Raw genomic sequence first — 25,570 nt, forward strand, 5'->3', positions numbered from 1 at the left:
GACGGCCATGGACGACGCAACTTTTCTCATCGCACGGCGTAAAAGCCTGTACTGGCGCATCCACTTCTGGGCCGCGCTGATCGCCTCGCCGTTTGCGCTGGTGGCTACCTTGACGGGCATCTTGTATGTGTTCACGCCGCAGATCGAGGCCAGGCTGTACCAGCAACTTGACCATGTGGCCCCGCAAGCGTCCATGCTGGCGCTGGACGCTGCCGTGGCGGCAGCGGAACAGGCGGCGCCGCGTGGCTGGGCCGTGCAGCACGTGGTGCCACCATTTCAAGGGGACGACGCGGTGCAGGTGGCGTTCGCGCCGCCCGGCGGCGGCGTGGACGAGCATGCGGGCCATGGCGGACATGGCGCGCCGCGCAAACCGAAGTTCGGCCTGCCCGCGCAAGCCGTCATCGTCTACGTCAATCCGTATGATGCGCGCGTGCTCGGTAGCCTGGTAGGCGCGGAGCGCTTCGGCAACTGGGCCAAAAAGCTGCATTCGCGCCTGCTGCAAAACGATGGCTGGCGCTGGATGATCGAGCTGGCGGCCAGTTGGCTGATGGTGATGTTGGTGACGGGCGTAGTCCTGTGGTGGCCGCGCGGCAGCCAATCGGGCTTGCCCAAGCGCGGCGCGCGCGGGCGCAATGGCTGGCGCCAATGGCATGCCTTCCTGGGCGTGGCGCTTGGCGTCATCAGTTTGGTCATCTTGGCGACGGGCTTGACGTGGAGCCAGCAGGCGGGCGGGCGCATACGCGCGCTGCGCGACATCAGCGGCCAGGCGCCGCCGCCCGTGCCGCGCGGCTTGCACTCAAGCGAGCATGGCGCGGGAGGTCCGCTCGACTGGCAGGACGCTTGGCAGGTGGCGCGCAGCCATGCACCGGCCATCGCCTTGCAGCTGACCGCGCCGGCCAGCCAGGACGATGTGTGGCGCGCCACCATGGCCGACCGCAGCCAGCCCACGTTGCGCTTCGACCTGCAATTCGATGCCTATAGCGGCAAGCCCCTGTATTACGCCGGGTGGGAGGCGCAGACGGCGTTCGGCAAAGCCACCGCCATCGGCATACCGTTTCACCGGGGTGAGTTCGGCTGGTGGAACCAGGCGCTGTTACTGCTGTTTGGCGCCAGCGTGCTGTTCTCGCTGGTATCGGGCTGGGTGATGTTCTTCAAGCGGCGCTTGCCAGGCTCACTGGGCTTGCCCCGCTTGCTGCCTGACGCCTGGACCTCGCCTTCAGCGCTGGCCTGGCTGCTTGGCGCCGCCATGTGTGCACTGATGCCATTGCTGTTCATTTCCGCCTGCGTGCTGATGCTGCTCGAACTGGGGCTGGCAAAATGGGGTAAGCGTATCGGCAGGGCGGGCCTGCGCTAAAAGTCTGCGCTAAAATAGGGGGTGCGGCCCGGCTCGTTGCCTGGGGCCGCCCCCTTGTATTGGTTGACGCATGTTATTCATCGACTTTCCCGCCTTGTCCGTGCTGGCCGCCGCTTCGGCACTGGTAACAAAAAAATGCAGCTGCTGCACGGTGTCGCTGGCCGCGTGGCAGCGCCTGCCCACCTCGCTGCAACTCGACCGTTTCGAGGAGGTCGGCACCCTGCGCGAAGACCCGTACGAGGAGCCCACGTTTGAAGAGTACCATCCCGATGGCACGCGCTATGACAGCGTCGATGCACCCATCGCGCCGCGCTACTATCCCGCCAACCTGAGCCAGGTGGCGCGCTGCCTCAATTGCGCCCGCCACTACCTGCGCTACAACGAGGCGGGCGGCTACTTCACGGAACTGCGCATCCGCGCGCTGCGCCCCGAATTGCTGGCCGACGCCGCCTTGTAATCCGCGCCAAGCGTTACAGGCTGGTCTTGGCCTGTGCAAGGCCGTGTTCAGCGTAGATGGAATACACGGCGGCGAGGACGTTTCCAGTTCCGACGATCGCTCCAGATGCCGCATATTGAACAGTATGGTCGAGAACGCATGAGGAAGCTCAGTACGCCAGAACTATCAGGAACGACATAAGAGCGTACCCTAGTGCGATCAAAGTGCTCAATTGTTTAATTAATAGTGTACTTCCCGATCACACGTCAACGCGCAGATCAAATATTGCGGTGGCGTAATAGATACAGATGCCTACGGCCAGCTATTCCACTGTCGCGTTGGCCTTGCCGACGAGCGAGCATCCGCATGCCGTCTTGCAGCCATGTACGGCCACCGGTATGCCCCCGGCGGTGAGGGTTTCATGCGCAGTAATGATTTTATTGACGCCATGCGGCGCGCCACCGGGATAGCGCTGCGGGCACATGACGTCGTCGCCCAGCCGCGCAATCGCCTTGCCACCGATATCGTGTGTGGGTGAGCCGCTGATGACTTTCCCTCCATGGTCGGTAGAATCACCTACTGTGATGATTTTCAAGGGCATGTGGTTCTCCTGTTTGTTCTTGCTAGTCTCAGTAAGTGGGACGGCCGTTGGATTCGGGCTCCACAGCGCTATCCACGCCGGACCATTTCGGTAGTGGGGCTGGAGGCAATGGAAGTACTTGGTCGAGCCTGCTCAGTTTCAAGTCCGGATTGACATCCAACACTTCGGAAACGGTCTTGTATCGACTGCTGCGTTCCCGGTCCAATGTGACGCCGAGTAGTTTTAAGGCGGATTTTTCCTCATCCTTCGCATTGGTCCAATGCCCATCGTCAAATAACAACCATAGGGCAGCCGCGCAGTTCGAATTTCCAAATTTTACGCCCTCTTGGTAGATTGTTATGGCCTCCGTGAAGCGTTTATGGATTCTTGCAGTCATTCCCAACTCATACGCGGCGGGGCCATGACCTTGTTGGTATGCACATTGCTGCATAGTTTTTTCGTCGCCTAATCTTCCAGCGTCGCTATAGGCCTGGGCAAGTGTCATCTGTGCCTCTGGACTGCCTAGTTGGGCTGCCCTCAGATAGTATGCCCAAGCCAAATCGACATCGTAAGGTGCCCCTCCATAACCATGCTCGTAAGCTACGCCAAGGTCATACAGTCCCCAAGGTTGCATCTCCTTTGCCGCCATGCGGGCGATTTCGACACTCTTGGCGGGGTCTGCATCAAGCACGTGGTTGGTTTCGAGAACGCCGAGTCCGTGCAGATAAAAATGAGCCATCAGTGCACGCGCTCCCCAGTCCGCCAACTCGGCGGCCTTTTTCACATCGGTGAGTATGCGCGTGGTCTCCTCTCGGGTGAATTGCCACGCTATCTTGCTACGCCATACCTTGCGAGCCTCGATATAGAGCCGGTATGCTGCCGGGTCGCGGCTTGCCGGCATGTGGTCCTTCCAGCGCGCGCATGCGGGTAGCGGGTCAGACATACTGAACTTCTTGAATCCATATGGCAAGGCGTGCAAGGCTCTCTCCTGTAAATAGAAGTTGAGGGAAAATGCGCCTGCCGCCAATACCACTAGCAAGGTGAACGCATATATCAGGCGCAGTCGGTAATTGCTCATGTCTATACGACAGGCGAGCCAGGTTTGCGGTCCACATAGAACGGCATAATCTGGCTTTCAAGTGCCAAACCCGCTGCCATCAATTTCTTATTTTGGAGCGCCACATCCCCCCAGTTCCTAAATGTCTTGGACATATCACTGAATTGCGCTGGCCCCGCCATCCCAGAGCACTGGCTGAACAAATCACAGCGCAATTGAAACGCTACCTCCTTCGCCTCGCTCAGCACGTTAAGCTCGCTGTCTAATGCCATGCTGCGTAGATTCAGGTTGGCCGAGCCTATCGTGAACGCGGCGTCATCCACAATCGCCACCTTGGCGTGGATATAGATTTCTTCATAGTCCGTCGCTTGCAGCCTGTCTTTGTCCCTGGCACAAGTCCAAAGCGACCCCATAAAAACCTTGACGCCACGCTCGGCCAGTTCTTCCGCAGTAATCGGCGGTTTGGTCTTTTTCTCCCGCGCCAGCTTCAAGGCTTCTTCGTGCTCCACCTTCATTGCCTCACTCCTGCCCACCTTGCTGGCTACATCGTAGGTCGGCACGTCCATGCCATCATTTTCCGGGGTGGAGGTCAGGATGAACACATATATCGGCTTCAGGTAGCCGGCCGAACGCAGGCGGCCGACGCATTCGATGAGATGCTCCGCCCAAGGCTCATACTGGATATATTGGTTCTGTATGAAGATGTAGCGAAGAGTTTGCCGACTCAGGTTGGCGTAGCATTCCTTAATGGTTTTCTCTGTATGCTGCGGCTCGGTGCGCAGCAGCTGTACATTGTGTAAGCCGTTTTGTAGTCTGAACGCGCTCAATGGTATCTTCGCGCGCCGCGCGATGAACTCCGGGTCCATCTCATCATGAAGCCAGTCCCCAGCTTTCTTAACGATACGCTTGATTGGCGGATTAAAAAACCAGGCCGTGTCCATGAAGAGAGAGGAAGGCCTGGTTGACTTTTCCCACGCTTGGCAGAAATTATGATTGAGGTCGTAGAGAATCGGACCATGCAAGCGACAGGACACATCCTGATACGGTTTCACCACATGGCTATTCTTGTCGATGTATGATTGGACAAGCCACTCCTTGGCCGCCTGCTGCTGCGAACTCAATTGGTATCCTGGACCAGCACTGTCATAACACTCGCCTTCCTTCCAAGCCGCCTTCTGTAGCTTCACATGCTCCATGTGGTAGATGCGCTCGCGTCTGATGTCGCGGAAGTGGTGCTCTGACGTGTCCCAGAAGTCGGTGACGGAATTGTGTCCCATCACATAACCTATCGCATTGACCGGATTTTCATAGTCAATTAACAGCATTTTTTGGTGGTGCGTGGCAAACCTCCTGGTGACTTGTGTCATAAAACCAGTGGGCGCCAGCTCTCCCGACAATGAATTTTCTAACAAAGCGATAGGAACTTTGCGCACATGAAAATGAATATTCGGTATCGCGTCGTCGCAAACCTGCGCATACCATTCTGCGTTATAGGCTTGGTGCGATTCGCTAAAATAACCGCCCATGGCGCATCCGATATATGGAAATCGTCTGCCGTAGTAGCCTGGATTGTTTTTCATTAACTTTTGCGTCACGGCGCTGTCGTGCCATACCAGCAAACGAACTTTGACCGGATTGGGCGTGCGCGAGGCAATCTTCTTCAGTAAATCTCCATAACGTATGCCATCCTCGGCGCTCTTGCCGCGCACCAGCACCATGCCAGGGTCGAATCCCCATGTGATGATGTCGACGCTATGCTTGGCGCTTTCCACGTCCTTCGCTATTTTCCTGAAGACCGTTTCTCCGCAAATCAATGGTTCAATAAAACAGCGATAACGCGGCGGATGGACGGGGTATGGAACATGCACAAACCAAGGCTGTGCGAGGCATTGGTAGGGCGCGTCGTTGTCGCGATAGGATAGAGTTTGCTTGTAGAGGTCTACGTTGCTGTTCATGCCACTCATGGTGCAGTCCTTAAAAAAGTCAGCGATGGCGTCATACTTCGGATGAATCTTCGCCGTCGTCCAATGCAGGATTTGACAGCACACGACTCTGTTCCAGCGTCGCGTAGCCCTCGTTGGCAGCCCCGCCCGAATTGGTGTACCCGTGGTACCCGATGCCAGCGCTCATTTCCTGTTTCTCGTCATGTGGGTTCGACGCGACGGTATAGCGGTTGCCGTTGGGGAGCTCCAACTCGTAGGTGGACTGCTTTTCCAGCTCGTGCTGGAAAGTCATGTTGCCGTTGTCGTCAAACACCCCGTGTTCCGTCAGCGCGCCATCCTTGTAGAGTTTGTAAGGCAAGCCAGCATTGAGGGCGCCGCCCGCCGCCGGATGACTGTTCAAATGAAACGTGCCCGCGCCCTTCAGCTGGGCCTGTGGCGGTTGCACCTGGGCTATCTGCAGGTTTTTCGGGCCGCGCAAACTGTGGCTCACTGCATGCGCGACAAAAGTGCCGTTGCTGCCTTGTTCGATGCCGCCGGCGCTGAACCTGGCGTAGCTGCCGCCGCCGTTGATGAGCACTTCCTCCTTGGCGCTGATGGTGATACGGTTGGCCGTGTGCGTGATGTTGAGCTTGGCAAAGATGTTGATGCTGTCCTTCAACGCCCGCACATCGATATCGCCGGCTGCTGCGACTAGGCGCATGCCGGCCTGCTGCACGAACAGGCGCAATGCTTGCCGCACGCTGGCAAACAGGCTGGCGCCGCTGGCGATGGACAGGTCTTGTCCGGTGGTAATGGCCGTATGCTGGTCGCTGGCCAGATGGGTGCTGCCTCGGGTCGTGGTCTCGATGCCGGCCGGGCTGGCCAGCACCAGGTGCGGTGCGGCCAGTTGGGGAAAGCTGCCCTTGGCGCCCGCGCCGCCCTGGATGCTGTCGTTCTGCGCCTTAATGGCAGCCACCGTTTTGGCCTGGTCCTCGCCGTCCTGCGCGCCCGATTGCAGGGCCAGCTTGGCCAGCGTCTCTTGCCGGGCCTGGGCGGCCTTCAGGCGCAGCTGTGTCTCGCCCATGTCTTTGATGTGCGAGGCGCCATCGGGGCGCGCCTCGGTGGTGATGAGCATGCCCCGGTTCGCACGCGCCACGCCCCAGGCATTGGTCGCCAGCTCCCAGCCGTCGCCGCGCGCGTCCATGCGGCCGTCGGACGTGTCAATGCGGGTGATGCTGCCCAGCGACAGCTGGCTGTGCTCGTGGTCGCTCTTGAGCTGCGCCTGCAGAGCACCCTTGGTATCGTCCAGTACCAGATGGTTGCTGTTGCCATCGCCGCCGCTGTTCAATTCGCGGCTGCGCAATCCCGCCAGCGAGCGCTGTGCCGGCAAGTGCCAGGGCGGCATGTTGTCGCGGTTGTAGACGACACCAACGACGATGGGATGGTCGATATTTCCATCGACGAACTGCACCAGCACTTCCTGGCCCACGCGCGGCAAGCACATCTGGCCGAAGTACTGGCCGGCCATGGGCATCATGACGCGTATCCACGGCGAACTGGCCTGGTCGAATGTACCCAGCCGGTCCCAGTGAAATTGCAGTTTGACCCGGGCCAGCGCGTCGGTATAAATATCCTCGCCGGGCGGGCCGACGACGATGGCCGTCTGCACGCCGGGATTGCCACACGGCACGCTGTTATGCTGACGTCCCGGGTGCCAGCGTATGTCGCGGCGTAGGCAGACGAGGGTATTGCTGTATTCCGATTTGCCGTCCGGGCCGGCGGGATAATTGTTGCTCGCCACATGTTCCACCGACACGATGAGATAGTCGCGCGCACCGATACCCGGTTTCCTGTCTTCGCCGGGCGCCGGCGCCTTGACTTGTGCGCTGAAGTGGCCGGTCAGCTTGAACGTGCGGCCCGGCTGCGCGGCGCGGTCGTTGCCGCCCGCTTCGAAATACTGGGTGCGCTGGTTATGTTCTTCCATGCGGCGCTGCGCCAGGGTCTCGCCGTCCCGCAGATTCGGGTAGCCGTAGGCGCCGGTGTTTTCGTAGAGTTCATAGCCGTCCACGTCGCCCTGCGCGTTCAGGGAGCTGCCCTGGACCCGTTGCGGATGCGGGCTCTTATAGTTAAAACTGGCCAGTGTCAGTTTGCCGGAGCCGAGTTCCCGTACCGCTTGCCAGTCGTCAATCCCGTCCGCTTCCTCGGATCCGGCCTGGGCGCGAAACTGCATCTGGTCCGCAGCATCGGCGACATGCGCGTCGTCGATGGCTTCGGCGAGGGTGGAGTTGTCGCTGAGAATGAGCGTGTGGCCGTCGGCCCGGTGCTCGTAGTGGTAATACAGTCCCGCGTCTTCCCAACGACGGTGCAGATGGTTGTAGTCCGTCTCGTTATGCTGGTTGGCGCAGGTCAGTTTTTTATCGTCGTAACCGGGGCCTAGACTGGTCTTCCAGTCGCGCTGGCGGTAGTGTGCGAAGGTGGTTTCGGTCAGCTCGATGGTGCTGCGGTGGTGGAAGGAGACGTTGTCTTGGCGCAGCTTGGCGAAGGCCAGCCAGGGCGACAGCAGCATCTGGTAATAGGCGAAGCCGCCGTCGGTACGGACAAAACGGAAACTGCCGACGTAGCCGTTCATGTAGCGCAGGCTGCCGTTCTCGCGCACCAGGGAAATGGTGACCATCTTGCCCATCATGCTTTTGAGGGGGATGCCGGCGTCATCCGACAGCACCTCGGCCTCGATGCGAAAATCGCGCGATAACTCCTCGCGCATGCGCACCTTGTTGACCAGCATGACGGCATTCGCGGGACTGTCCACCTGCGGGAAGTCCATGCGCATGAGCCGATTGGCTTGCGATTGGGCGCCAAATACGGACAGCGCCGCCATGCCAGCGTCCACGATGTTGCGTATCATGCAGCCTCCGATGTGCTTCCCGCCGACGGCGGATGAGATGGGTCGTTATTTATCCTGTATCCGCCACTGTAGGTGCGGGTCGGGGCAGCCGTATTGAGGGGACTCAAGGGAGCTCATCACTGGTGAGCCGGTCTGCGCGCACTATCGTGGGGGAAATGAACATCACCTTGCGCAGCGACAGCCGCGGTCCGTGCGCCTGCATGCGGAAGTGGCCGCGCCGCCAGTGCGGCGACATCTCTCCGGACGCGCTGCGAAGATGGGCTGGCAGCGTGTCCGGTCCCAATACTACGCGGTCATAGAGGCGTTCGGTCTGCCGGAGCAGCTTGGCGGCCTTTCTGGGCCCCATGCCCTGCAAGCGCCGCAACGCGTCGCCATGCGGCGTCAGGCTTACATGGCGTGCCTGTTCGATGCCCCAGTACAGAAAAACCTTCGTGCAAAGCTGTGCCAGCGCCGTTTGCTGCGCCAACAAGGAATCGGACTCTACCGTCCCCCCGCACTGACTCCGGATGACGCTGAGCAGGGATTCCTGCTCGTCCTCGATGACAAAATCGAGGCTGCTGATGCCCAAGGGCTCGTCACGGTCTGCCGCATAAATCGCCACAATGGAAATGGCTCGTTTACCGTTGTACGTTGATGCGAACACATAGGCACCTTGGATGCGATGAACGCCGGTCTCTACGGGCAGCACGACTGCTTGCCGCATCGCCTCGCCGAATCGGATATAGCAGGCCGCCATGCGCGGTCGCAACTGGGCGGCGGGAATGTCTTCGCCTAGGTCGGAACTCGTCAGCAGCCGCTCCAATGCCGGTGTCAACTCAATGACCATGTTGGGCCGCTGCCAGAACATCAGGGCCGCCGTGGTGAACATGGCGTCGCATTCGATGGCGTCCCGGGAAAAATTGCGGGGCGAGTGGCGCAGTAAAATATTGCGTACCAGGTCGTCGTTCTCGGCGAAGCGCAGATGCAGCCTGGCCAGCACGTCTGCGGCGCTCAACTGGGCGGCCCCGTCTTCGCGCTGCGCGGCGCATCGTTGCCATGTTTGATAAAAACCGATATTTCGCACATGCATAGGATGCACATCGTCGCCGCGCGCGCGGCAGGCTGCTATCGCCATGAAGCAAGCCGACATGGCTGGGCTGCTTACGGATAGAAGTGGTCTCATCGCCTTACTCCTGCTCAAAGGCCACTTGGCCGGATTGAAGCATCTGCATCGCGCACCCCAGCCGCTTTCGGACTGTCGCCGCGTGGGCCAGCATCGATGGGCCGCAGCAGGTAGCTGGCCGTGTCTCTGGAAACTTTGCCATCTTGTCGTAACAGACAGGCGTCCCAATTCAGACGCCGCCCCACGCCGGGTTTGCTCGTCAGGATGAGGCGTTGCAGGCACGACGGCTTGAATAAAATCCGCACCTCGAATTGCAGATTCGGTAGTCCGAACATCGCCAACCTTTGCGCCAGCCCCACGGCGGCGCTTCCGCGTGGCAGAAAACGCTCGGCATCGGCCTCGTCGAGGGGGCCGATGTTCAAGCGCACGCGCAGGTCCTTGCGCCGCAAGCGCCCGCCCAGCGCCGCGCCGAAACCCAGCCTGGCGACCCTGCCACCGAGCTTGCTGCGTTTGTTTTTCGGGATGACATCCCAGACTTCGACGAAAGGTTCGAGCGTGACCTGCACCCCGAAGTGATGCGTCAACACGCGCGCGACCGAGCTTGCCGCCACCGGCCGGGTGCGCAACAATGCGGCATAGAATCCCGCCATATCGCAGGTGCCATCGTCTGCGCCGCCGGGCAGCGCGTCACGGCGAATACCCGCCAATGCAGTCAACAGCGGCAACTGACCATCCTCGCCACCCATGTCGAGCCGGTGCTCCAGGCGATACTTGCCCCAGGCTTGAAAAAACATGGCCACCATGCGCTGGGAAAATAGGTCGATAAACGCACGGGTGCTGTCGTCCCTGTCCCAGCGCTGCGCGGCGCTAATCCGCTCCGTGCGATGTAAAGGCAGGCCAGCGTTCACGCCAAGGAGCCCCAAGAACGCGGGCGTCAGGAATATCTTCGTGCCCGGCGCTTCCCGCATGGCCCGCAGCAATTCGATATCGGTCTCGCACGTCGCCGGCTGCGCCCCCAGCGCCTCGATTTGGCTGGCCGGAAAGCTCAGCGACAGGCTGTTCTGAAAGCGCAGTACCTGGCACAGCGCTTGCTCGTGGTCGTAAGGCAGGCCGGCCTGGCGCAGCCAGCGTACCAGGATGCGCACAGCCTGGATAAAATGGAACCGCTGGGGTTCATCCATTAAACCCTGGATTACACTAACGTCAGGTAGCCGCTTCTTGGCTTGCATCGCATGAGTTCCTTGTCGGATTGTTTGGATAGAACAAGCAATTCGATGAAGCTGTTCACCTGCACATACAGGCCCAGGAACTGGTCGATGACTTCCACAAACAGCAGCAAGCCGCTGCCCACAAAAGCTTCTTCGTCGAGTGTCATGCGCATCTCGGTTCCGTGCACCAGCGCGGCGCCATGCTTGTGCCGCATCCAGGTCACCGTCGCCGCTTGTTGCAAGTTAGTGATGCCTTCTATCTGACGCCGCGAAATCGGCGAATGTGGCAAGTCGTACAGGGCCAGCATTTCGCGCAAAGCCGGCAATCCGCCTTGCGACAGTGCGTGCTGGTTCACCGTCAGATGGGAAATCAATCGCCATTGCTGGCTCCCTTTGGCAAAACGGTAGGTGCGGGTCGGCCGACGCAGAAGGCGAACCGAGTAGCTGTCGGCGTCGCGCAGCGGCGTCAAGTCGCCACCGGCCTGCCCGTACTTCAGCGCGTTGGGCAAGTCCCTGTTGGTGCAGCTAAGGGCAATCGACAGGCTCGTCTTTTCGACCTCCATGGGGTTGAAGCCGCTGTCAATCAGGGTGATGCGCTTTTCGTGGCCGGGGCTGAGTGCAGCCAATTCGTCATCGCTGCGCAGCATCCAGTAATGCCCATTCTTTGAGGACGCGTTCTCGCCGTGGCGCAGCGAATAAAACGGCCGGAATTCAGTCACTGCCTCCTTCTGCCCGCGCCGGCGCACCATCTTGACCGAGTCTATCGAGTACACCTCGAACGACTTGGCGTGCGCGGCATCCGCCACCACCGCATAGTCGGCAGTCAACTGCGTCACGGATATCGGCTGGCCCGGCCGCTGGAACAGGTTGACCACCGGGCTACAACCGAGCAGCAAATTCGTCTCTGACAGACTAGCCAGAATGCGGGCGCGCGAGGAATCTGGCCGTAGTCCGGCCAAGACCACATGGAGCGTAAAGCGACGACATCCCTGTGGCAGCAGCGCCCGCAACGCCACCAGGTCAATGTCGAAGAAATTGAACTTTTCGGGAAAGACAAAATACTCGCTGAGCACCCGGTATGCCACGTGCGAGCGGGCGTCAAACGGGATGAGCGCCTCGTCCTCGGCGAAACCGACCGGCGCCAGTGGCACGGCCGGCAACGCCGTCCAGCGCCCCGGCTCGGTTTCAACATAGGCGCACACGGCGTGCATGAAAAGTGCGTCGCGCAGGGCCGCGCAAAACGAGGGCTCGCCATCGATGAACACGCGCAGGGCGGGGAGCTCGGCCGGCGCGGCGCCGTCGATGACGATGCTCAGTGCGGCGCTGGCAGATGACGGTAAGGTAACGCTGGAGGGCGCGCGTACTACCGGTCGAAGCGGGCGGCGGCCAGCGTCATCGACGAGAGTACGATGTCGTAGGCGGTCTTGAAACTGCAGCGTACGCCGTCGACGGCGCTGGAGTCCATCTCGGTACCGCGCGCGATGGTCAGCATCGGTGCCTCGCCCGCCGACTTGATGGAAGGATACGTGGCGCGCACTATCGAACAGGAGGGGAAGGGTCTCAGGTAGTGCGGAAACAGCGTCTCCAGCAGCGCTTCGGTCAATTCAGGATAGCTGTCGTCGAGCCGCTTCGCCACGCGCGCGGACAGCAGCGCGACGGACTGTATCAGTTGTTCGACATGCGGGTCCGGGCAAGTGTCGTCGCCCAGCTGCAGGGCGCCACCCACCCTCGGATAGCGCTCGTAAAATTCGCGGCCGAGGCGACGCAGATACACCAGTTCACGCTCGAAATACGGCAATAAGTCTTCCATCAAGCTCTCCTTGCCCCTCACGGACGAAAGCCGTGTGCAGATGTTCAAGTATCAATCAAGCGATGGCGAATATGTTGCGGTTGCGCAATATTGGTGGCAGTGGAGGGTATTGCTCGTCGTCATCGTGGCAACGGCCGGGCTTGGGACCTTTCTTGCGAAAACTCAATGAGTTTCCTAAATGCAGCGTCAAACTCTATCGACGAGCAATGCATGCCAATGGAGAGAACATGAGCATCTCATTAAAAGTCTTGTGGGCCGAAGGTCTCACACTCGATGCGCAGCATTTCCAGCAACTGGACCTGTATCACGAGGCCCGCTTGCGCCATATCGCCTCGGCCATCAATCCCTACACCTGGGGCGTCCAGCTTGCACGCTGGAGCATTGAAGGCGTGCCGAGCAACACCCTGTATGCACAGGCGCTGACCCTGATTTTCAAGGATGGAGAAATCTACCAGGCGCCGCTGTCCGATGAATTGCCCTTGGCGATAGACCTGGGCAAGCTGCCTGCGGATGAGCAAAGCTTTGTCTTTTACGCGGCCCTGCCTGTCGTCAAGGCACATGGCGGCAATCTTGCCAGCGGCGAGGTCCGCTACGATGACACCCGCTACGCGCCATTCGATGCGCAAACGCTGGACCTCTACACCGATGCGCTCAGCACCAACGTTTCCTACATGAGAAAAAAACTGCGGCTGCTGTCGCATCTCGATATGCGTGACGCCTACGATTGCATCCCGCTAGTTAAGGTGCGTCGCAAGGAGGACAGCACCTTTGAAATCGATCCGACGTTCATGGCACCAAGCCTGTCGGTTGACGTTGACCCGGCCATGCGGGAAATGCTGCGCGGCTTGCTTGGCAAGTTGAGCGCGAAAGCCGAGGCACTCTACCGTCTGCAACGCCAGCCGCGGGGAAACGCCATCGAGGCGCACAGTGGCGACGTGTCTTCATTCTGGATGCTCAGCACGGTCAGCGCCGCGAACGCGTCCCTGGCCCATTGCGCCAAGTCGGGACATTGCCATCCGGAGCGGCTGTTTGACAAGCTGATGGTGCTTGCGGGCGGCCTGATGGCGTTTTCCCGGAAGTATTCGGTATCAGATTTACCCGCCTATGACCATGAGAATCCGGCTCCCGGTTTCGACGCGCTGAACGCCATCATTTGCGAACTGCTCGATACGGTGGTGTCGTCCAGATACGTCGTCATTCCCCTCAGCTTCGACAAGGAACAAGGCCCTTATCATCAGGGAAAAATCGACGCCACGCTACTCGACCGGAAAGCTGGGCTGTACCTTGCCGTCACCGCTAATATGCCAGCGCTCAATCTGGTCGCGGAGGTGCCACGTCAGTTAAAAATCGCATCGCCCCACGACATCGAGGCCTTGATTCGTAGCGCCTTGCCCGGACTGCAATTGGTGCACATGACCCAGGTGCCGATGGAAGTGCCGGTCCGTCCAAACGCTTATTATTTCTCGATTGATAACCGTGGTGGGCTTTACGAAGCGATGATGAAGGCCCAGGCGATAGCCATTTATGCGCCTAGCACCCTCACAGAACTGCGGATGGAGTTGTTCGCCATTACCGACTAGGCTTAAATTTCGCGCACACGCACGAGATCCCGAGAAGACTGGAAGTGTTTCTTTGTCCCGTTTGGAACGTTCGTGGTTTTGCTTACATCAGAAGCATGAGGCAATACTTTCAATCAGTGCTGCATGAGTGGCATGAATATCAAGTTAAGCCAACAGCCCATCGCGCCTGATGCGCCATCTGATGCCAGGGCTGTCGCTTGAGATAATTCCATAATTCGAGTATTATTGAAATATGGAAAATGAAAAGACAATAGCCAGTCGGGTAACGCCGCTGACGAGTGCTTCCGCCATCGTTGCCTTGGCGGCATTGGCACAGGAATCGCGGCTGGCCGTGTTCCGCCTGCTGGTACAAGCGGGGCCGGAGGGCATGGCCGCGATGAAAATCGCCGAGGCGCTGACCATTGCGCCATCGTCGCTGTCGTTTCACTTGAAGGAACTGGCGCACGCCGATCTGCTGACGGCGAGCAAGGCTGGGCGCTCCATCATCTACGCCGCTAACTATGCGGGCATGAACGGCTTGCTGGCCTTTTTGACCGAGAACTGCTGCGCCGGCGCCCCTTGCTGCGTCACGGACAGCGGCCATATAACCAACGAAAGCACACCATGAGTGTCACGATTTATCACAACACGGCTTGCGGCACCTCGCGCAACACCTTGGCTCTGATCCGCAATACGGGCGTCGAGCCCGTCATCATCGATTACCTCAAGCACCCGCCATCGCGTGAAGAATTGGTCGACCTGATCAAGCGCGCCGGACTGTCCGTGCGCGCCGTGATGCGCGACAAGGGCGCCCTGTACGAGGAACTGGGCCTGGCCAATCTTGAGCTGAGCGATGCGGCCCTGCTCGATGCCATGCAAGCTCATCCTGTTTTGATCAACCGCCCCATCGTCGTCACGGAACGGGGCGTGCGCCTGTGCCGGCCTTCCGAAAAAGTGCTGGAGATCTTGCCGCTGCCGCAGCTAGGCGCCTTCGTCAAGGAAGATGGTCAGCCCGTGGTGGGCGACGGCGGCAAGCCGGTAGCCTGAGATGGATGATTTTCCCGAGGAACTATCGAATGCGCTGCCCAACATCAGCGCCGCTCACCTGGACCTGCCCAGCCTGGATAAATTGGCGCCGCTCACGGTTTCTACTCACGCGCCGCGCATCCTGCTGCTGTACGGTTCCTTGCGCGAACGCTCGTACAGCAAGCTGCTGACCCTGGAGGCGGAACGCATCTTGCGCCACTTTGGCGCCGACACGCGCGTGTTCGATCCGCATGGCTTGCCCATGGTCGACAGCGTCTCGCCCGAGCATCCGAAAGTGCAGGAGCTGCGCGCGCTGTCGCTCTGGTCGGAAGGGCAAGTTTGGTGCAGTCCCGAGCGGCATGGGGCCGTCACGGGCGTGTTCAAATCGCAGGTCGACTGGCTGCCGCTGGAGACGGGCAGCGTGCGCCCGACGCAGGGACGCACCCTTGCCGTGATGCAAGTGTCGGGTGGTTCGCAATCATTCAACGCCGTCAACGGCTTGCGCGTGCTGGGGCGCTGGATGCGCATGGTGACCATTCCGAACCAGTCTTCGGTGGCCAAGGCGTATCAGGAATTCGACGATGCGGGTCGCATGAAGCCGTCGCCGTATTACGAGCGGCTGGTCGACGTGATGGAAGAATTGTATAAATTTACTTTGCTGGTACGCGACCGCCGCGATTACCTGGGCAGCCGCTACAGCGAGCGGCTGCAAGCGGAGCCGGCCGTCGTGCGCGCATTGGCGGACGCGGCCATGGAGCATGAGCGCAAGTAGGGCGCCAGTAGGGCGGCCATGAAAAAACCGCGCAAGTTGCTATCCAACTTGCGCGGTACAGTGCAGTGCTGCCGCTTTGCCTTGTGTGGAGTGAAACGCGATCAGTGATTGCGGTCGACGGCAAACGAGCACAGTTGCAGCATGGATTGCTTGTAGGCGCTGTCCGGCCAGCCGGCGATGGCATCGGCGGCGCGGCGGCCGGCGATTTCCGCCTGCTGGCGCGTGTAGTCGAGCGCGCCGCTGCTGGTGATGGCGGCCAGGATGGCGTCGAAATGCTGTTCGTCGCCCTGCTCGATGCAACTGCGCACCAGTTCGCGCTGTTCCGGCGTGCCGTTTTCCATCAACCAGATCAGCGGCATGGTCGGCTTGCCTTCGCGCAAGTCGTCGCCCACGTTCTTGCCGATTTCGCTGGCATCGCCTGCATAGTCGAGCACGTCGTCGATCAGCTGGAAAGCCGTGCCCAGCGAACGGCCGTATTCGGCCGCCGCTTCGATATCGTCTTCGCTGGCGCCGGCGATCAGGGCGCCCAGTTGCGCCGACGCTTCGAACAGCTTGGCTGTCTTCGAGCGGATGACGTTCAGGTAGCTGTCTTGCGTCACGTCCGGATCGTGCATGTTCAGCAATTGCAGCACTTCGCCTTCGGCGATCACGTTGGTGGCGTCGGAGAGAATTTGCATGACGCGCATATTGTTCAGCGATACCATCAGTTGGAACGAGCGCGAGTGCAGGAAGTCGCCCACCAGCACCGAGGCGGCATTGCCGAACAGGGCGTTGGCCGTTTGGCGTCCGCGGCGCATCGACGATTCGTCGACGACATCGTCGTGCAGCAGGGTGGCGGTATGGATGAATTCGACGACGGCAGCCAGTTCATGGTGCGCCGTGCCGCGATAGGCATGGGCATTGGCCACTAGCAAAATCAGCACGGGACGAATGCGTTTGCCGCCTGCGCTGATGATGTATTCGGCGATCTGATTGATCAGCATCACATCGGAGTGCAGTTTTTGGCGGATCACTGTGTTGACTGCATCCATGTCGGCGGCAATCGTTTGCACGATGGTGTTTTGGTTAACGTGTTTGTTGGCGTCAGACAAGGCGAACCTGCATTAGATTGTGGGTGCGCCGATTATACGACAAGGCATGCGCGGGCGTGATGTTTGCCTATGGCTGCGGAGCAATTGTTTGACCTTATTGGCACTGGCGCACACTTTCCTGTCCGCTTGGCGCAAGCCTGACACGATGGTCAGGTTGTCGACATACCACGATCGTCAAGCTTTGTGAATAGTTTTTGACGCAATTTCTCAGTCCATGTATAATTGCAGGCTCCCCCTGTTGTGTACGGCTTGCTTTGCGTAGCAGTGGGACATATTCTTTCAACATTTGATGAGGTTTCAAATCATGTACGCGGTCATAAAAACCGGTGGCAAACAATACAAAGTTGTCGCTGGCGAAAAACTTAAAGTAGAACAGATACCGGCAGACATTGGTTCCGAAATCACCATCGATCAAGTTCTCGCAGTAGGCGCGGGCGACACCATTAAATTTGGTGCGCCATTGGTCGAAGGTGCAACGGTACTGGTTACGGTTGTGGCGCATGGTCGCCATGATAAGGTCAAAATTTTCAAGATGCGTCGTCGTAAGCACTACCAGAAGCATCAAGGCCATCGCCAGAATTTTACCGAAATCCAAATCGTTTCGATCAACGGCTAATCGCCGCTGTTTGAATTAATCAGCTATCAAGGAGTCTTAAATGGCACATAAAAAAGGCGGCGGCACAACGCGAAACGGCCGTGATTCAGAATCAAAACGTCTGGGCGTTAAAGTCTACGGCGGCCAAGCTATCAATGCTGGCGGCATCATCATTCGTCAACGCGGCACCCCAGTGCGCGCCGGCGAAGGCGTAGGCATGGGCAAAGACCACACCTTGTTCGCGTTGATCGCGGGCAAAGTGAAGTTCGTTGTCAAAGGTGCTGGCTCGAAGCAATTCGTGACCGTCGTACCTAACGCAGCAGTACCAGCGTAATTCATCGCGGAGCCAGTTTGCTCCGCTGTGATCGCATGATGTAAGGCGCAAGCCTTCAATCGAAAGGCTCTGCCCAAGGTAGAGCCTTTTTAGTTTTATGGCGGCAAAATTATGAAGTTTATCGACGAAGCAAAAATCGAAGTCATCGCGGGCGATGGCGGCAACGGCTGCGCCTCTTTCTGCCGTGAAAAATTCCGGCCTTTCGGCGGTCCCGATGGCGGCGATGGCGGCAAGGGCGGCACCATTTGGGCAGTCGCCGACCGTAACATCAATACGCTCGTCGATTTCCGCTTCTCCAAAATGCACAAGGCTCGCAATGGCGAGCCTGGCCGTGGCGCAGATTGCTATGGCAAGGGCGCCGATGACATTCACCTGCGCATGCCTGTCGGCACCTTGATCATCGACAACGCGAGCGGCGAAATCCTGGCCGATTTGACCGAACACGGCCAGACCGAAATGCTGGCCAAGGGCGGCGAAGGCGGCTGGGGCAATATTCACTTCAAGTCCTCGACCAACCGCGCGCCACGCCAAAAAGGCGAGGGCAAGGAAGGCGAACGCCGCGAACTGCGCCTGGAACTGAAAGTATTGGCCGATGTGGGCCTGCTGGGCATGCCGAATGCCGGCAAGTCGACGTTCATTTCGGCCGTCTCGAACGCGCGCCCGAAAATTGCCGATTATCCATTTACCACCCTGCACCCGAACTTGGGCGTCGTGCGCGTGTCGCACGAGAAGAGCTTTGTGATCGCCGATATTCCTGGCTTGATCGAAGGCGCTTCCGAAGGCGCGGGCTTGGGTCATCAATTCCTGCGTCACTTGCAGCGTACGGGTCTGCTGTTGCATATCGTCGACCTGGCGCCGTTTGAAACCAACGTCGATCCTGTCAAGGAAGCCAAGGCGCTGGTCAAGGAACTCAAGAAATACGACGAATCGCTGGTCGACAAGCCGCGCTGGTTGGTGTTGAACAAGCTCGACATGGTGCCGGAAGACGAACGCAAGAAGATCGTCAAGGACTTCCTCAAGCGTTTCGCCTGGAAAGGTCCCGTCTTCGAGATCTCCGCGTTGAACCATCAGGGTTGCCCGGAACTGGTGAATGCGATTTATCAACATCTGGAAGCGAAGAAACACAGCGAAAGCCGTGCCGAAGAAACGCAGATGACCGAAGAAGCACGCGGTATCTCGTCGATCGACCCGGATGATCCGCGTTTCAAGATTATCGACTAAGGCTGTATCTTGATGTCAGTACAGGCGGTCGCTGTCGCGCCCTCGCGCAAGCAAGCGTGGCAGCGCCGTGTATTGCATCTGATCGCGTATGCTTACGGGCTGAGCGCGGTCGCCTGCCTGCTGTTCGCCGATGAGTTGGCGGCCGGCATGGGCATCTTCCTCAATGGCGTCAACGGCTACAGCCAGTTCTACGCCTCCCATGTCGGTGTCTGGGGCGCTACCGCGCTCCTGGCGCTGTTCGCAGCACGGCAGGGCGAACCGCCCATGCTTGGCGATATCACTGCAATGTTGGTCCTGGCGCAGCCCGCTGGCCGTTTGTACGCGGTCCTCAGTTTCGGCTTGCCCCAGGGTTTTGTGTTGTTCATGTGCGCAATCGAGCTGCTGGCGGGACTGGCCTTGCTGCTGCTGCGTCCTGCGCGCTGACGTCTATTAAGTGAAGAGCGCCGCCCCATGGATTCCGTGATTCAAAAAGCTACCCGCATTATCATCAAAGTCGGCTCCTCGCTGGTCACCAACGATGGCCGCGGACTCGACCATGCCGCGATTGCCCGCTGGGCTGCGCAGATTTCCGGCTTGCGCGCACTGGGCAAGGAAGTCGTGCTGGTCAGTTCCGGCGCCATCGCCGAAGGCATGTTGCGCCTCGGTTTCGAGCAGCGCCCCACCGATATCCACGAATTGCAGGCTTGCGCCGCCGTCGGCCAGATGGGCCTGGCGCAAATCTATGAAAGCAGCTTCCGCGCCCACCAGCTCGGTACGGCGCAAGTGCTGCTGACGCACGCCGACCTGGCTGACCGCGAACGCTACCTGAATGCGCGCTCGACCCTGACGACCCTGCTGCGCCTGGGTGTGGTGCCGATCATCAATGAAAACGACACCGTCGTCACCGATGAAATCAAGTTCGGCGACAACGATACCCTGGGCGCGCTGGTGGCCAACCTGATCGAGGCCGATGCGCTGGTGATCCTGACTGACCAGCATGGCCTGTTCTCGGCCGATCCGCGCAAGGACCCGAACGCTTACCTGATCACGCAGGGTATCGCTGGCGATCCAGCCCTGGAAGTGATGGCCGGCGGTGCCGGCAGCAGCCTGGGGCGTGGCGGTATGCTGACGAAAATCCTCGCCGCCAAGCGTGCCGCCAAGTCCGGCGCGCACACGATCATTGCCTGGGGCCGCGATAGTGACGTGCTCAGTCGCCTCGCCCGGGGTGAAGCGATCGGCACGGAGTTGCGGGCACAAACGGGACAATTGACGGCGCGTAAGCAGTGGATGGCCGATCATCTGCATACTGCTGGCGCCGTCGTGCTGGACGCGGGCGCCGTGCAAAAGCTGCGCCAGGAAGGCAAGTCGCTGCTGCCGATCGGCGTGACGGGCGTGAACGGCGAATTCGGCCGCGGCGCCGTAATCACTTGCGTCGATGCCGCCGGCGCGCCCGTGGCGCGCGGCCTGTCCAACTACACGAGCGGCGAAGCGCGTCGCATCATGCGCAAGCCGTCCACCGAAATCGAGTCCATTCTCGGCTATATGGAAGGCCATGAGCTGATACACCGCGACAATATGGTTTTGCTGTAAGCGCTAGCTTGCAGTGCCTGACAGATCAAAACGGCCCAGATGGGCCGTTTTTTTTGCTAGACCACGGCCGGCATCGGCAACTTGTCCTTGTAATCGCATAGGTCGGCAATCATGCAGTTCCAGCATTGCGGTTTGCGCGCCGTGCATGTGTAGCGGCCGTGCAAGATGAGCCAGTGGTGGGCATCGTGCAGGAATTGCTTGGGCACGAATTTCAGCAGTTTTTGCTCGACGATATCGACATTCTTGCCCGGTGCGATACCGGTGCGGTTCGAGACGCGGAAGATATGCGTGTCGACCGCCATGGTCGGTTCGCCAAATGCCGTATTGAGGACCACATTCGCCGTCTTGCGACCCACGCCGGGCAAGGCTTCCAAGCCGGCCCGATCGCGCGGCACTTCGCCGCCGTGTTGCTCGAGCAGGATCTGGCAGGTCGCGATGACGTTCTTGGCCTTGGTGCGGAACAGGCCGATGGTGCGGATGTAGCTGGCCAGTTCGTCGACGCCCAGGGCCAGTATCTTGGCTGGTGTATTGGCGAGCGGATACAGCAAGCGGGTCGCCTTGTTGACGGACACGTCTGTCGCCTGCGCCGACAACAGCACGGCGATCAGCAGTTCGAACGGCGTCGTGTATTCGAGTTCCGTTTTTGGCGATGGATTGGCAGCGCGCAAGCGCGTAAAGATTTCCAGGCGTTTGGCAGCGTTCATGCGTCTTTTTTCGGCGTATCGGGGGCGGTGGCTTCGGTGCTGGCGGCGGCCTTGGCGCGCGCGCGTTCAATGGCGGCGGCGATGATGGCGCGCTTGCGCTCTTTTTCAGCCTGTTCGTCGGACGTGACGGATACTTCCTGTGTCACTTCCTGCATCTTGGCGACGGCCTTGGCGGCCAGGCGCGCATCGTTGGCCTCGGCTTCGCGGCGCAGTCGCTGCGTGCGCAAATCGTGGCGTGTGCGCGCGTCGTCGGCGTCCATCTGGCTCCAGGCATCCCAGCCGCTGGTATCGTCGTTGACGGGATACATCACGATGCAGTCGACGGGGCAGGGAGCCACGCACAGGTCGCAGCCCGTGCATAGGCTGGTCACCACCGTATGCATCTGCTTGGCGGCGCCAACGATGGCATCCACGGGGCAAGCCTGGATGCACAAAGTACAGCCTATGCAGAGTGATTCGTCGACGTAGGCAACAGATCGCGGACGTTCGATGCCGTTGACCGGATTGAGTGGAATAAATTTTTTATTCAGCAAGCTGGCCAGGCGCACGATGCCTTGCGCGCCGCCTGGTGGGCATTGGTTGATGTCGGCGTTGCCGTCGGCAATTGCTTGCGCATATGGGCGGCAGCCGTTGTAGCCGCATTTGGTGCATTGCGTTTGTGGCAGCAAGTCTTCGATTTGGTCGGCAAGTGAGGGAGAGGCGGGATGCGGCACGGTCATCTTCAAGACGATAAAACATCATTATCGGCCATCTGGGCCGCCTGTAAGTAAAAACCTGTGTCGCTATAGGGGATAGGGCGCGTCGCGGCTGGCTGTTGCAGGTGCGCCGCAAGCCTATTTTATTGTTCATATTGATATCAAAATGAAAATAAAAAACTTTGCAATTTCTATTTTTTTGTGGGAGCATGATTTTTATGCAGCCCATTATCAAAAAAAGCCGACGCCAGCCCTGTTGCCGCGCCTGCACTGTAAGGTGCGCCTAGCCATAGGAGCAGAACATGCGTTTCCTCCGGACAGTTGGTTTGCCCTTCTGTTTGTTCATGCACTGTACGCTTGCCGTTTCGCACGGGCAGGCGGGCTCTCCTGTGGCATCGTCGGGCGCTGCCAGTTTGCGCATCGTCCGCTTCGCGGCGGAAGACTGGCCGCCTTTCATTTCCCGTAGCCTGCCTGCCGATGGCATATCGGGTGTCATGGTCAGCAGCGTGTTCGCGCGTCTCGGCTATACCGTCAGATATGAATATTTCCCCTGGAAGCGCACCGTGCAGTTTGGCCTGACCAGTCCCCGCTACGCCGGCTTTCTGGCCGTCTGGCGCACGCCCGAACGGGAAAAACTCTGTCATTTTTCTGTTCCTGTTGGCAACACGCAGGCGGTGCTGGCCTACCTGAAGGAGGATGGCTCGCCCGGTGCCACCCTGGCACAGATGGGCAAGCTGCGCATCGGCACCGTGGCCGGCTATGCGAATGGCGAGCAGTTCGATGGCATGGTGGCGCGCGGCGAACTGAAGACGGAAGAGGGCTTGAACGACGCCACGAATTTGAAGAAACTGTTTATCAAGCGTTACCGCGTGATCCTTATCGAGCGCCAAGTCCTGCAGCATTTACTGATGGGACGCAACTTCAGCAAGGCCGAGCGCGAGCGTATCGCCATCATTGATACCATTTTCAAGAAGCGCTCCGTGCATGTGTGTTTCAAGCGCGACGAGGAAGGTGCTGCGTATCAAAAACGCTTCAACGAGGCGGCGCGCGATATCGACATGCTCAGGCTGGAGCGCGATTACTGGAAGCGGATCGAGTAGAGTCTGGCTATAAAAAAATGGCACGCCAGGCTTGCCCGGCGTGCCATTTTGATCGAAACGTGGTTTTTAGCCGTGTTTTTGTATGAATTCGCCGATTTTTGGGCAAATGATTTCGCGCCAGCGGCGACCCGAGAAAATTCCGTAGTGGCCGCATTTCGGCGCCACGAAGTCTTGCTGCATCTCGGCAGGGATGCCGGAACATAAGTCATGCGCCGCCTGGGTCTGGCCGGCGCCGGAAATATCGTCCAGTTCGCCTTCTACCGTGAACAGCGCCACGTTCGTGATGTCTTGCGGACGCACCAGCTGGCCACCCACTTTCCAGGTGCCCATCGGCAGGCTGAATTCCTGGAACACCGTTTTGATGGTGTCCAGGTAGTACTCGGCCGGCATGTCGAGCACGGCGTTGTACTCGTTGTAAAACTGGCGGTGGCCTTCCGCCGGCTCGTCATCGCCGGTCACCAGGTGCATATAGAACTCGCGGTGGCTTTGTGCGTGGCGGCCCGGGTTCATGGCGATGAAACCTGCGTGCTGCAGGAAACCCGGATATACCTTGCGGCCAAAACCTGGGTAGTTGGGCGGTACCGCGTAGATCACAGTGTTTTCAAACCACGAGAATTTCTTTTCCGTCGCCAGGTTGTTGACTTGCGTGGGTGAGCGACGCGGATCGATGGGGCCGCCCATCATTGTCATGGTCTTCGGCATGTGCGGATCTTTGGCCGTCGCCATCAGCGAGATGGCGGCCAATACCGGCACGGTCGGCTGACAGACGGAAATCACGTGCAAGTCAGGTGCCAGCAGGCGGATGAACTCTTGCACGTAATAAATGTAGTCGTCGAGGTGGAACGGGCCTTCCGTCAGCGGTACCATGCGCGCATCCGTCCAGTCGGTGATGTAGACATCGTGCTCGGCAAGCAAGCCGCGCACGGTATCGCGCAGCAGGGTCGAGTGGTGACCGGACAGGGGGGCAACCAGCAAAACTTTGGGCTGTTGCAAGCCAGTGGCTTCTTTTTTGAAGTGAATCAGACGGCAAAACGGTTTTGTCACGACAACGTGTTCGCGAATGTCGACGCTCTCGCCCTGGACGAGCACGGATTGGATGTCGAATTGCGGTTTTTCGTAGTCTTTGCCAAGGCGGTACATCAGCTCGTAGCCGGCTGCGATGCGTTGCGAAAACGGAGTGTGGGCCAGTGGGGACACCGGGTTGGTAAATAACTTGGAGGACATGTCTGCCCATTGCATCACCGGAGTGAGGAAAGAGCGTTGCAGTTCGTGCAGTTGGTAAAGCATATAGAGTCCTTGTTTAATTCCAAGCGCCAATATCGGCCCATTTATCATAATCCAATTCTACGATATTTGTTGAGGACAAAATGTGCTTTACCGCGCGTAGGTTCACAGTTTGCGCAATGCTGTGACAGCGCGCCACACTTGCGTGGATAGACCTACAACGATGTTTTAAAAACAAAAAAAGCAGCGTTTCCGCTGCTTTTTGTTCTTTTTTTACCGCCATGCCCCTGCGGCGAGGGTTATCCTCGCCGGAATGGCCGTCGCACTGTCGTGCGCTTAGCGCACCAGCATGTCGAGCTTATCCTTGACGTCTTTGTATTGCTCGGCTTCCGGCAAGGCAGCCTTCGTCTTGGTGATCGACGGCCAGTTGCGGGCCAGATCGACGTTGATCTTGATGAAGGCTTGCTGGTCGCCCGGCACGTCTTCTTCCGCAAAAATCGCGTTCACCGGGCACTCTGCTACGCACACTGCGCAGTCAATACATTCGTCCGGATCGATCGCCAGGAAGTTCGGGCCTTCCCGGAAACAATCTACCGGGCAGACATCGACGCAGTCGGTATAGCGACAGGCGATGCAGGATTCGGTGACAACGTGGGTCATAACAGTCCTATCAATTTTGGGGGGAGGTGCTGTAGCGCCTGCGGGAACGTCGGCGGCGCATACTAAAGCAAAGCATTGTATTTTAAGGCAATTCGCTGCTTCTCACAAATCCCGCTTATATACAATACATATAAGCAAATTCATTTTTTCGCGTTGCCGTTGCCACGTAGAGAGCGCAATTGTGCGACTATCAGGGACGTAGTCGTGTAGAACGCGGCAAGAAAGCGACAGTCGCCCGATACGGCAGGGCGTGGGGTGGGCGGCGTGTTGTGTTGCCGTGTGGTGTTTTTGTTTTACTCAAATCAAGATCGACACAAAATGCCTGCCAGAAAAGTCAGGCGCTGACACGTATTTTTGTCAGCAACTGTTGCCAACGTGCATTTTCAGCACTGCCATCCTCGTTAAACCTGATGGTGTGGCGCGCGGTGGGCGCATCGACGGTGATTTGCCAGTACGCGATATCGGCGCCCAGCTGTTCGCTCGTGGCCTGCTGGTGCGTGAAAAAGCCACTGCTGGCCAGTGCCGCTTCCAGCCCGGGGCCAGCCGGATGGGCTTGCGTATCGATATCATACTGTTCACTCAAGCCGGCAAAGCCGCCGCTGCTACGGGCTGAAATTTTCATGCTGCTCCTTGCTGTCAATATTGC

General features: G+C 59.1%; 24 protein-coding genes and 1 pseudogene. 12 read left to right on the forward strand and 13 right to left on the reverse strand.

Features of this window, described 5'->3' with window-relative positions:
• The first annotated feature begins 7 nt into the window (after positions 1-7).
• The gene (locus H4V96_RS03490) at positions 8-1,354 is read left to right on the forward strand and encodes a PepSY-associated TM helix domain-containing protein (protein WP_196856686.1); all 1,347 of its coding nucleotides are present in this window, start codon (positions 8-10) and stop codon (positions 1,352-1,354) included.
• 70 nt (positions 1,355-1,424) lie between these two features.
• Positions 1,425-1,811, forward strand: a complete 387-nt coding sequence (locus H4V96_RS03495; RefSeq protein ID WP_196856685.1) for a hypothetical protein — start codon at positions 1,425-1,427, stop codon at positions 1,809-1,811.
• A 301-nt stretch (positions 1,812-2,112) separates the two neighbouring features.
• On the opposite strand, the gene H4V96_RS03500 is transcribed toward H4V96_RS03495, so the two are convergent.
• From H4V96_RS03500 to tssF, 7 genes and pseudogenes are all read right to left on the reverse strand, one after another.
• Positions 2,113-2,391, reverse strand: coding sequence for a PAAR domain-containing protein (locus H4V96_RS03500; protein WP_196856684.1), 279 nt, complete (start codon positions 2,389-2,391; stop codon positions 2,113-2,115).
• A 28-nt stretch (positions 2,392-2,419) separates the two neighbouring features.
• A complete protein-coding gene (locus tag H4V96_RS03505; RefSeq protein ID WP_280720694.1) occupies positions 2,420-3,448 on the reverse strand; it encodes a tetratricopeptide repeat protein in 1,029 nt (342 codons plus the stop codon).
• Between the two features lie 2 nt (positions 3,449-3,450).
• Complete coding sequence (locus H4V96_RS03510; RefSeq protein WP_280720695.1) at positions 3,451-5,391, reverse strand: phospholipase D-like domain-containing protein; 1,941 nt, start codon at positions 5,389-5,391, stop codon at positions 3,451-3,453.
• 31 nt (positions 5,392-5,422) lie between these two features.
• Positions 5,423-8,254, reverse strand: coding sequence for a type VI secretion system tip protein TssI/VgrG (gene tssI, locus H4V96_RS03515; protein WP_280720696.1), 2,832 nt, complete (start codon positions 8,252-8,254; stop codon positions 5,423-5,425).
• 103 nt (positions 8,255-8,357) lie between these two features.
• The gene (locus tag H4V96_RS03520) at positions 8,358-9,368 is read right to left on the reverse strand and encodes a hypothetical protein (RefSeq protein ID WP_196856683.1); all 1,011 of its coding nucleotides are present in this window, start codon (positions 9,366-9,368) and stop codon (positions 8,358-8,360) included.
• Positions 9,369-9,430: 62 nt separating this feature from the next.
• Positions 9,431-10,585 carry a type VI secretion system baseplate subunit TssG gene (gene tssG / locus H4V96_RS03525; protein ID WP_280720697.1) on the reverse strand — a complete coding sequence of 385 codons (1,155 nt, stop codon included), beginning with the start codon at positions 10,583-10,585 and terminating at the stop codon, positions 9,431-9,433.
• Positions 10,549-12,374: pseudogene (gene tssF / locus H4V96_RS03530) on the reverse strand (type VI secretion system baseplate subunit TssF). The gene tssG and the pseudogene tssF overlap by 37 nt, the downstream one beginning before the upstream one ends.
• 152 nt (positions 12,375-12,526) lie before the next feature.
• Between tssF and tssK the strand changes: the two are divergent.
• From tssK to arsH, 4 genes are all read left to right on the forward strand, one after another.
• The gene (gene tssK, locus H4V96_RS03535; RefSeq protein WP_280720698.1) at positions 12,527-13,954 is read left to right on the forward strand and encodes a type VI secretion system baseplate subunit TssK; all 1,428 of its coding nucleotides are present in this window, start codon (positions 12,527-12,529) and stop codon (positions 13,952-13,954) included.
• Between the two features lie 232 nt (positions 13,955-14,186).
• Positions 14,187-14,561: a metalloregulator ArsR/SmtB family transcription factor gene (locus H4V96_RS03540; protein WP_280720699.1), complete on the forward strand. Its 375-nt coding sequence runs from the start codon at positions 14,187-14,189 to the stop codon at positions 14,559-14,561.
• On the forward strand, positions 14,558-14,980 hold the full coding sequence (arsC, locus tag H4V96_RS03545) for an arsenate reductase (glutaredoxin) (RefSeq protein ID WP_070345735.1): 423 nt from the start codon (positions 14,558-14,560) through the stop codon (positions 14,978-14,980). The genes H4V96_RS03540 and arsC overlap by 4 nt, the downstream gene beginning before the upstream one ends.
• A gap of 1 nt (position 14,981) precedes the next feature.
• Positions 14,982-15,731, forward strand: coding sequence for an arsenical resistance protein ArsH (arsH, locus tag H4V96_RS03550; RefSeq protein ID WP_196856681.1), 750 nt, complete (start codon positions 14,982-14,984; stop codon positions 15,729-15,731).
• A 101-nt stretch (positions 15,732-15,832) separates the two neighbouring features.
• On the opposite strand, the gene ispB is transcribed toward arsH, so the two are convergent.
• Positions 15,833-16,822: an octaprenyl diphosphate synthase gene (gene ispB / locus H4V96_RS03555; RefSeq protein WP_043460840.1), complete on the reverse strand. Its 990-nt coding sequence runs from the start codon at positions 16,820-16,822 to the stop codon at positions 15,833-15,835.
• Positions 16,823-17,126: 304 nt separating this feature from the next.
• Between ispB and rplU the strand changes: the two genes are divergently transcribed.
• From rplU to proB, 5 genes are all read left to right on the forward strand, one after another.
• Positions 17,127-17,438, forward strand: a complete 312-nt coding sequence (gene rplU, locus H4V96_RS03560; RefSeq protein ID WP_038500602.1) for a 50S ribosomal protein L21 — start codon at positions 17,127-17,129, stop codon at positions 17,436-17,438.
• Positions 17,439-17,478: 40 nt separating this feature from the next.
• Complete coding sequence (rpmA, locus tag H4V96_RS03565) at positions 17,479-17,751, forward strand: 50S ribosomal protein L27 (protein WP_010395157.1); 273 nt, start codon at positions 17,479-17,481, stop codon at positions 17,749-17,751.
• A 111-nt stretch (positions 17,752-17,862) separates the two neighbouring features.
• Positions 17,863-18,972 carry a GTPase ObgE gene (obgE, locus tag H4V96_RS03570; RefSeq protein WP_010395159.1) on the forward strand — a complete coding sequence of 370 codons (1,110 nt, stop codon included), beginning with the start codon at positions 17,863-17,865 and terminating at the stop codon, positions 18,970-18,972.
• Between the two features lie 12 nt (positions 18,973-18,984).
• Complete coding sequence (locus tag H4V96_RS03575) at positions 18,985-19,395, forward strand: hypothetical protein (RefSeq protein WP_070345734.1); 411 nt, start codon at positions 18,985-18,987, stop codon at positions 19,393-19,395.
• A gap of 27 nt (positions 19,396-19,422) precedes the next feature.
• Positions 19,423-20,541 (forward strand): glutamate 5-kinase, encoded by a 1,119-nt coding sequence (gene proB / locus H4V96_RS03580; RefSeq protein WP_196856680.1) that lies wholly within the window; start codon positions 19,423-19,425, stop codon positions 20,539-20,541.
• 56 nt (positions 20,542-20,597) lie between these two features.
• Here proB and nth read toward each other — a convergent pair whose 3' ends face one another.
• Positions 20,598-21,245, reverse strand: coding sequence for an endonuclease III (gene nth / locus H4V96_RS03585; protein ID WP_196856679.1), 648 nt, complete (start codon positions 21,243-21,245; stop codon positions 20,598-20,600).
• Positions 21,242-21,958 (reverse strand): electron transport complex subunit RsxB, encoded by a 717-nt coding sequence (gene rsxB, locus H4V96_RS03590; RefSeq protein ID WP_280720700.1) that lies wholly within the window; start codon positions 21,956-21,958, stop codon positions 21,242-21,244. The genes nth and rsxB overlap by 4 nt, the downstream gene beginning before the upstream one ends.
• Before the next feature lie 284 nt (positions 21,959-22,242).
• Between rsxB and H4V96_RS03595 the strand changes: the two genes are divergently transcribed.
• A complete protein-coding gene (locus H4V96_RS03595; protein WP_280720701.1) occupies positions 22,243-23,040 on the forward strand; it encodes a transporter substrate-binding domain-containing protein in 798 nt (265 codons plus the stop codon).
• A gap of 66 nt (positions 23,041-23,106) precedes the next feature.
• On the opposite strand, the gene phaZ is transcribed toward H4V96_RS03595, so the two are convergent.
• From phaZ to H4V96_RS03610, 3 genes are all read right to left on the reverse strand, one after another.
• Positions 23,107-24,327, reverse strand: a complete 1,221-nt coding sequence (gene phaZ, locus H4V96_RS03600; RefSeq protein ID WP_196856678.1) for a polyhydroxyalkanoate depolymerase — start codon at positions 24,325-24,327, stop codon at positions 23,107-23,109.
• Between the two features lie 273 nt (positions 24,328-24,600).
• Positions 24,601-24,924, reverse strand: a complete 324-nt coding sequence (fdxA, locus tag H4V96_RS03605; protein ID WP_010395176.1) for a ferredoxin FdxA — start codon at positions 24,922-24,924, stop codon at positions 24,601-24,603.
• 334 nt (positions 24,925-25,258) lie between these two features.
• Positions 25,259-25,546: a protealysin inhibitor emfourin gene (locus H4V96_RS03610; protein WP_196856677.1), complete on the reverse strand. Its 288-nt coding sequence runs from the start codon at positions 25,544-25,546 to the stop codon at positions 25,259-25,261.
• Positions 25,547-25,570: the final 24 nt, after the last annotated feature.

Origin of the sequence: Janthinobacterium sp. CG_23.4 (assembly GCF_029892305.1) — a bacterium.
In the GTDB taxonomy this organism is placed as follows: domain Bacteria; phylum Pseudomonadota; class Gammaproteobacteria; order Burkholderiales; family Burkholderiaceae_D; genus Janthinobacterium; species Janthinobacterium lividum_D.

Excerpts from the sequence above, each read along its gene's own strand:
- H4V96_RS03490 (WP_196856686.1), top strand. The coding sequence starts at position 8 with ATGGACGACGCAACTTTTCTCATCGCACGGCGTAAAAGCCTGTACTGG.
- H4V96_RS03495 (WP_196856685.1), top strand. The coding sequence starts at position 1,425 with ATGTTATTCATCGACTTTCCCGCCTTGTCCGTGCTGGCCGCCGCTTCG.
- H4V96_RS03500 (WP_196856684.1), bottom strand. The coding sequence starts at position 2,391 with ATGCCCTTGAAAATCATCACAGTAGGTGATTCTACCGACCATGGAGGG.
- H4V96_RS03505 (WP_280720694.1), bottom strand. The coding sequence starts at position 3,448 with ATGAGCAATTACCGACTGCGCCTGATATATGCGTTCACCTTGCTAGTG.
- H4V96_RS03510 (WP_280720695.1), bottom strand. The coding sequence starts at position 5,391 with ATGAGTGGCATGAACAGCAACGTAGACCTCTACAAGCAAACTCTATCC.
- tssI (WP_280720696.1), bottom strand. The coding sequence starts at position 8,254 with ATGATACGCAACATCGTGGACGCTGGCATGGCGGCGCTGTCCGTATTT.
- H4V96_RS03520 (WP_196856683.1), bottom strand. The coding sequence starts at position 9,368 with ATGGCGATAGCAGCCTGCCGCGCGCGCGGCGACGATGTGCATCCTATG.
- tssG (WP_280720697.1), bottom strand. The coding sequence starts at position 10,585 with ATGCAAGCCAAGAAGCGGCTACCTGACGTTAGTGTAATCCAGGGTTTA.
- H4V96_RS03540 (WP_280720699.1), top strand. The coding sequence starts at position 14,187 with ATGGAAAATGAAAAGACAATAGCCAGTCGGGTAACGCCGCTGACGAGT.
- arsC (WP_070345735.1), top strand. The coding sequence starts at position 14,558 with ATGAGTGTCACGATTTATCACAACACGGCTTGCGGCACCTCGCGCAAC.
- arsH (WP_196856681.1), top strand. The coding sequence starts at position 14,982 with ATGGATGATTTTCCCGAGGAACTATCGAATGCGCTGCCCAACATCAGC.
- rplU (WP_038500602.1), top strand. The coding sequence starts at position 17,127 with ATGTACGCGGTCATAAAAACCGGTGGCAAACAATACAAAGTTGTCGCT.
- rpmA (WP_010395157.1), top strand. The coding sequence starts at position 17,479 with ATGGCACATAAAAAAGGCGGCGGCACAACGCGAAACGGCCGTGATTCA.
- obgE (WP_010395159.1), top strand. The coding sequence starts at position 17,863 with ATGAAGTTTATCGACGAAGCAAAAATCGAAGTCATCGCGGGCGATGGC.
- H4V96_RS03575 (WP_070345734.1), top strand. The coding sequence starts at position 18,985 with ATGTCAGTACAGGCGGTCGCTGTCGCGCCCTCGCGCAAGCAAGCGTGG.
- proB (WP_196856680.1), top strand. The coding sequence starts at position 19,423 with ATGGATTCCGTGATTCAAAAAGCTACCCGCATTATCATCAAAGTCGGC.
- nth (WP_196856679.1), bottom strand. The coding sequence starts at position 21,245 with ATGAACGCTGCCAAACGCCTGGAAATCTTTACGCGCTTGCGCGCTGCC.
- H4V96_RS03595 (WP_280720701.1), top strand. The coding sequence starts at position 22,243 with ATGCGTTTCCTCCGGACAGTTGGTTTGCCCTTCTGTTTGTTCATGCAC.
- phaZ (WP_196856678.1), bottom strand. The coding sequence starts at position 24,327 with ATGCTTTACCAACTGCACGAACTGCAACGCTCTTTCCTCACTCCGGTG.
- fdxA (WP_010395176.1), bottom strand. The coding sequence starts at position 24,924 with ATGACCCACGTTGTCACCGAATCCTGCATCGCCTGTCGCTATACCGAC.
- H4V96_RS03610 (WP_196856677.1), bottom strand. The coding sequence starts at position 25,546 with ATGAAAATTTCAGCCCGTAGCAGCGGCGGCTTTGCCGGCTTGAGTGAA.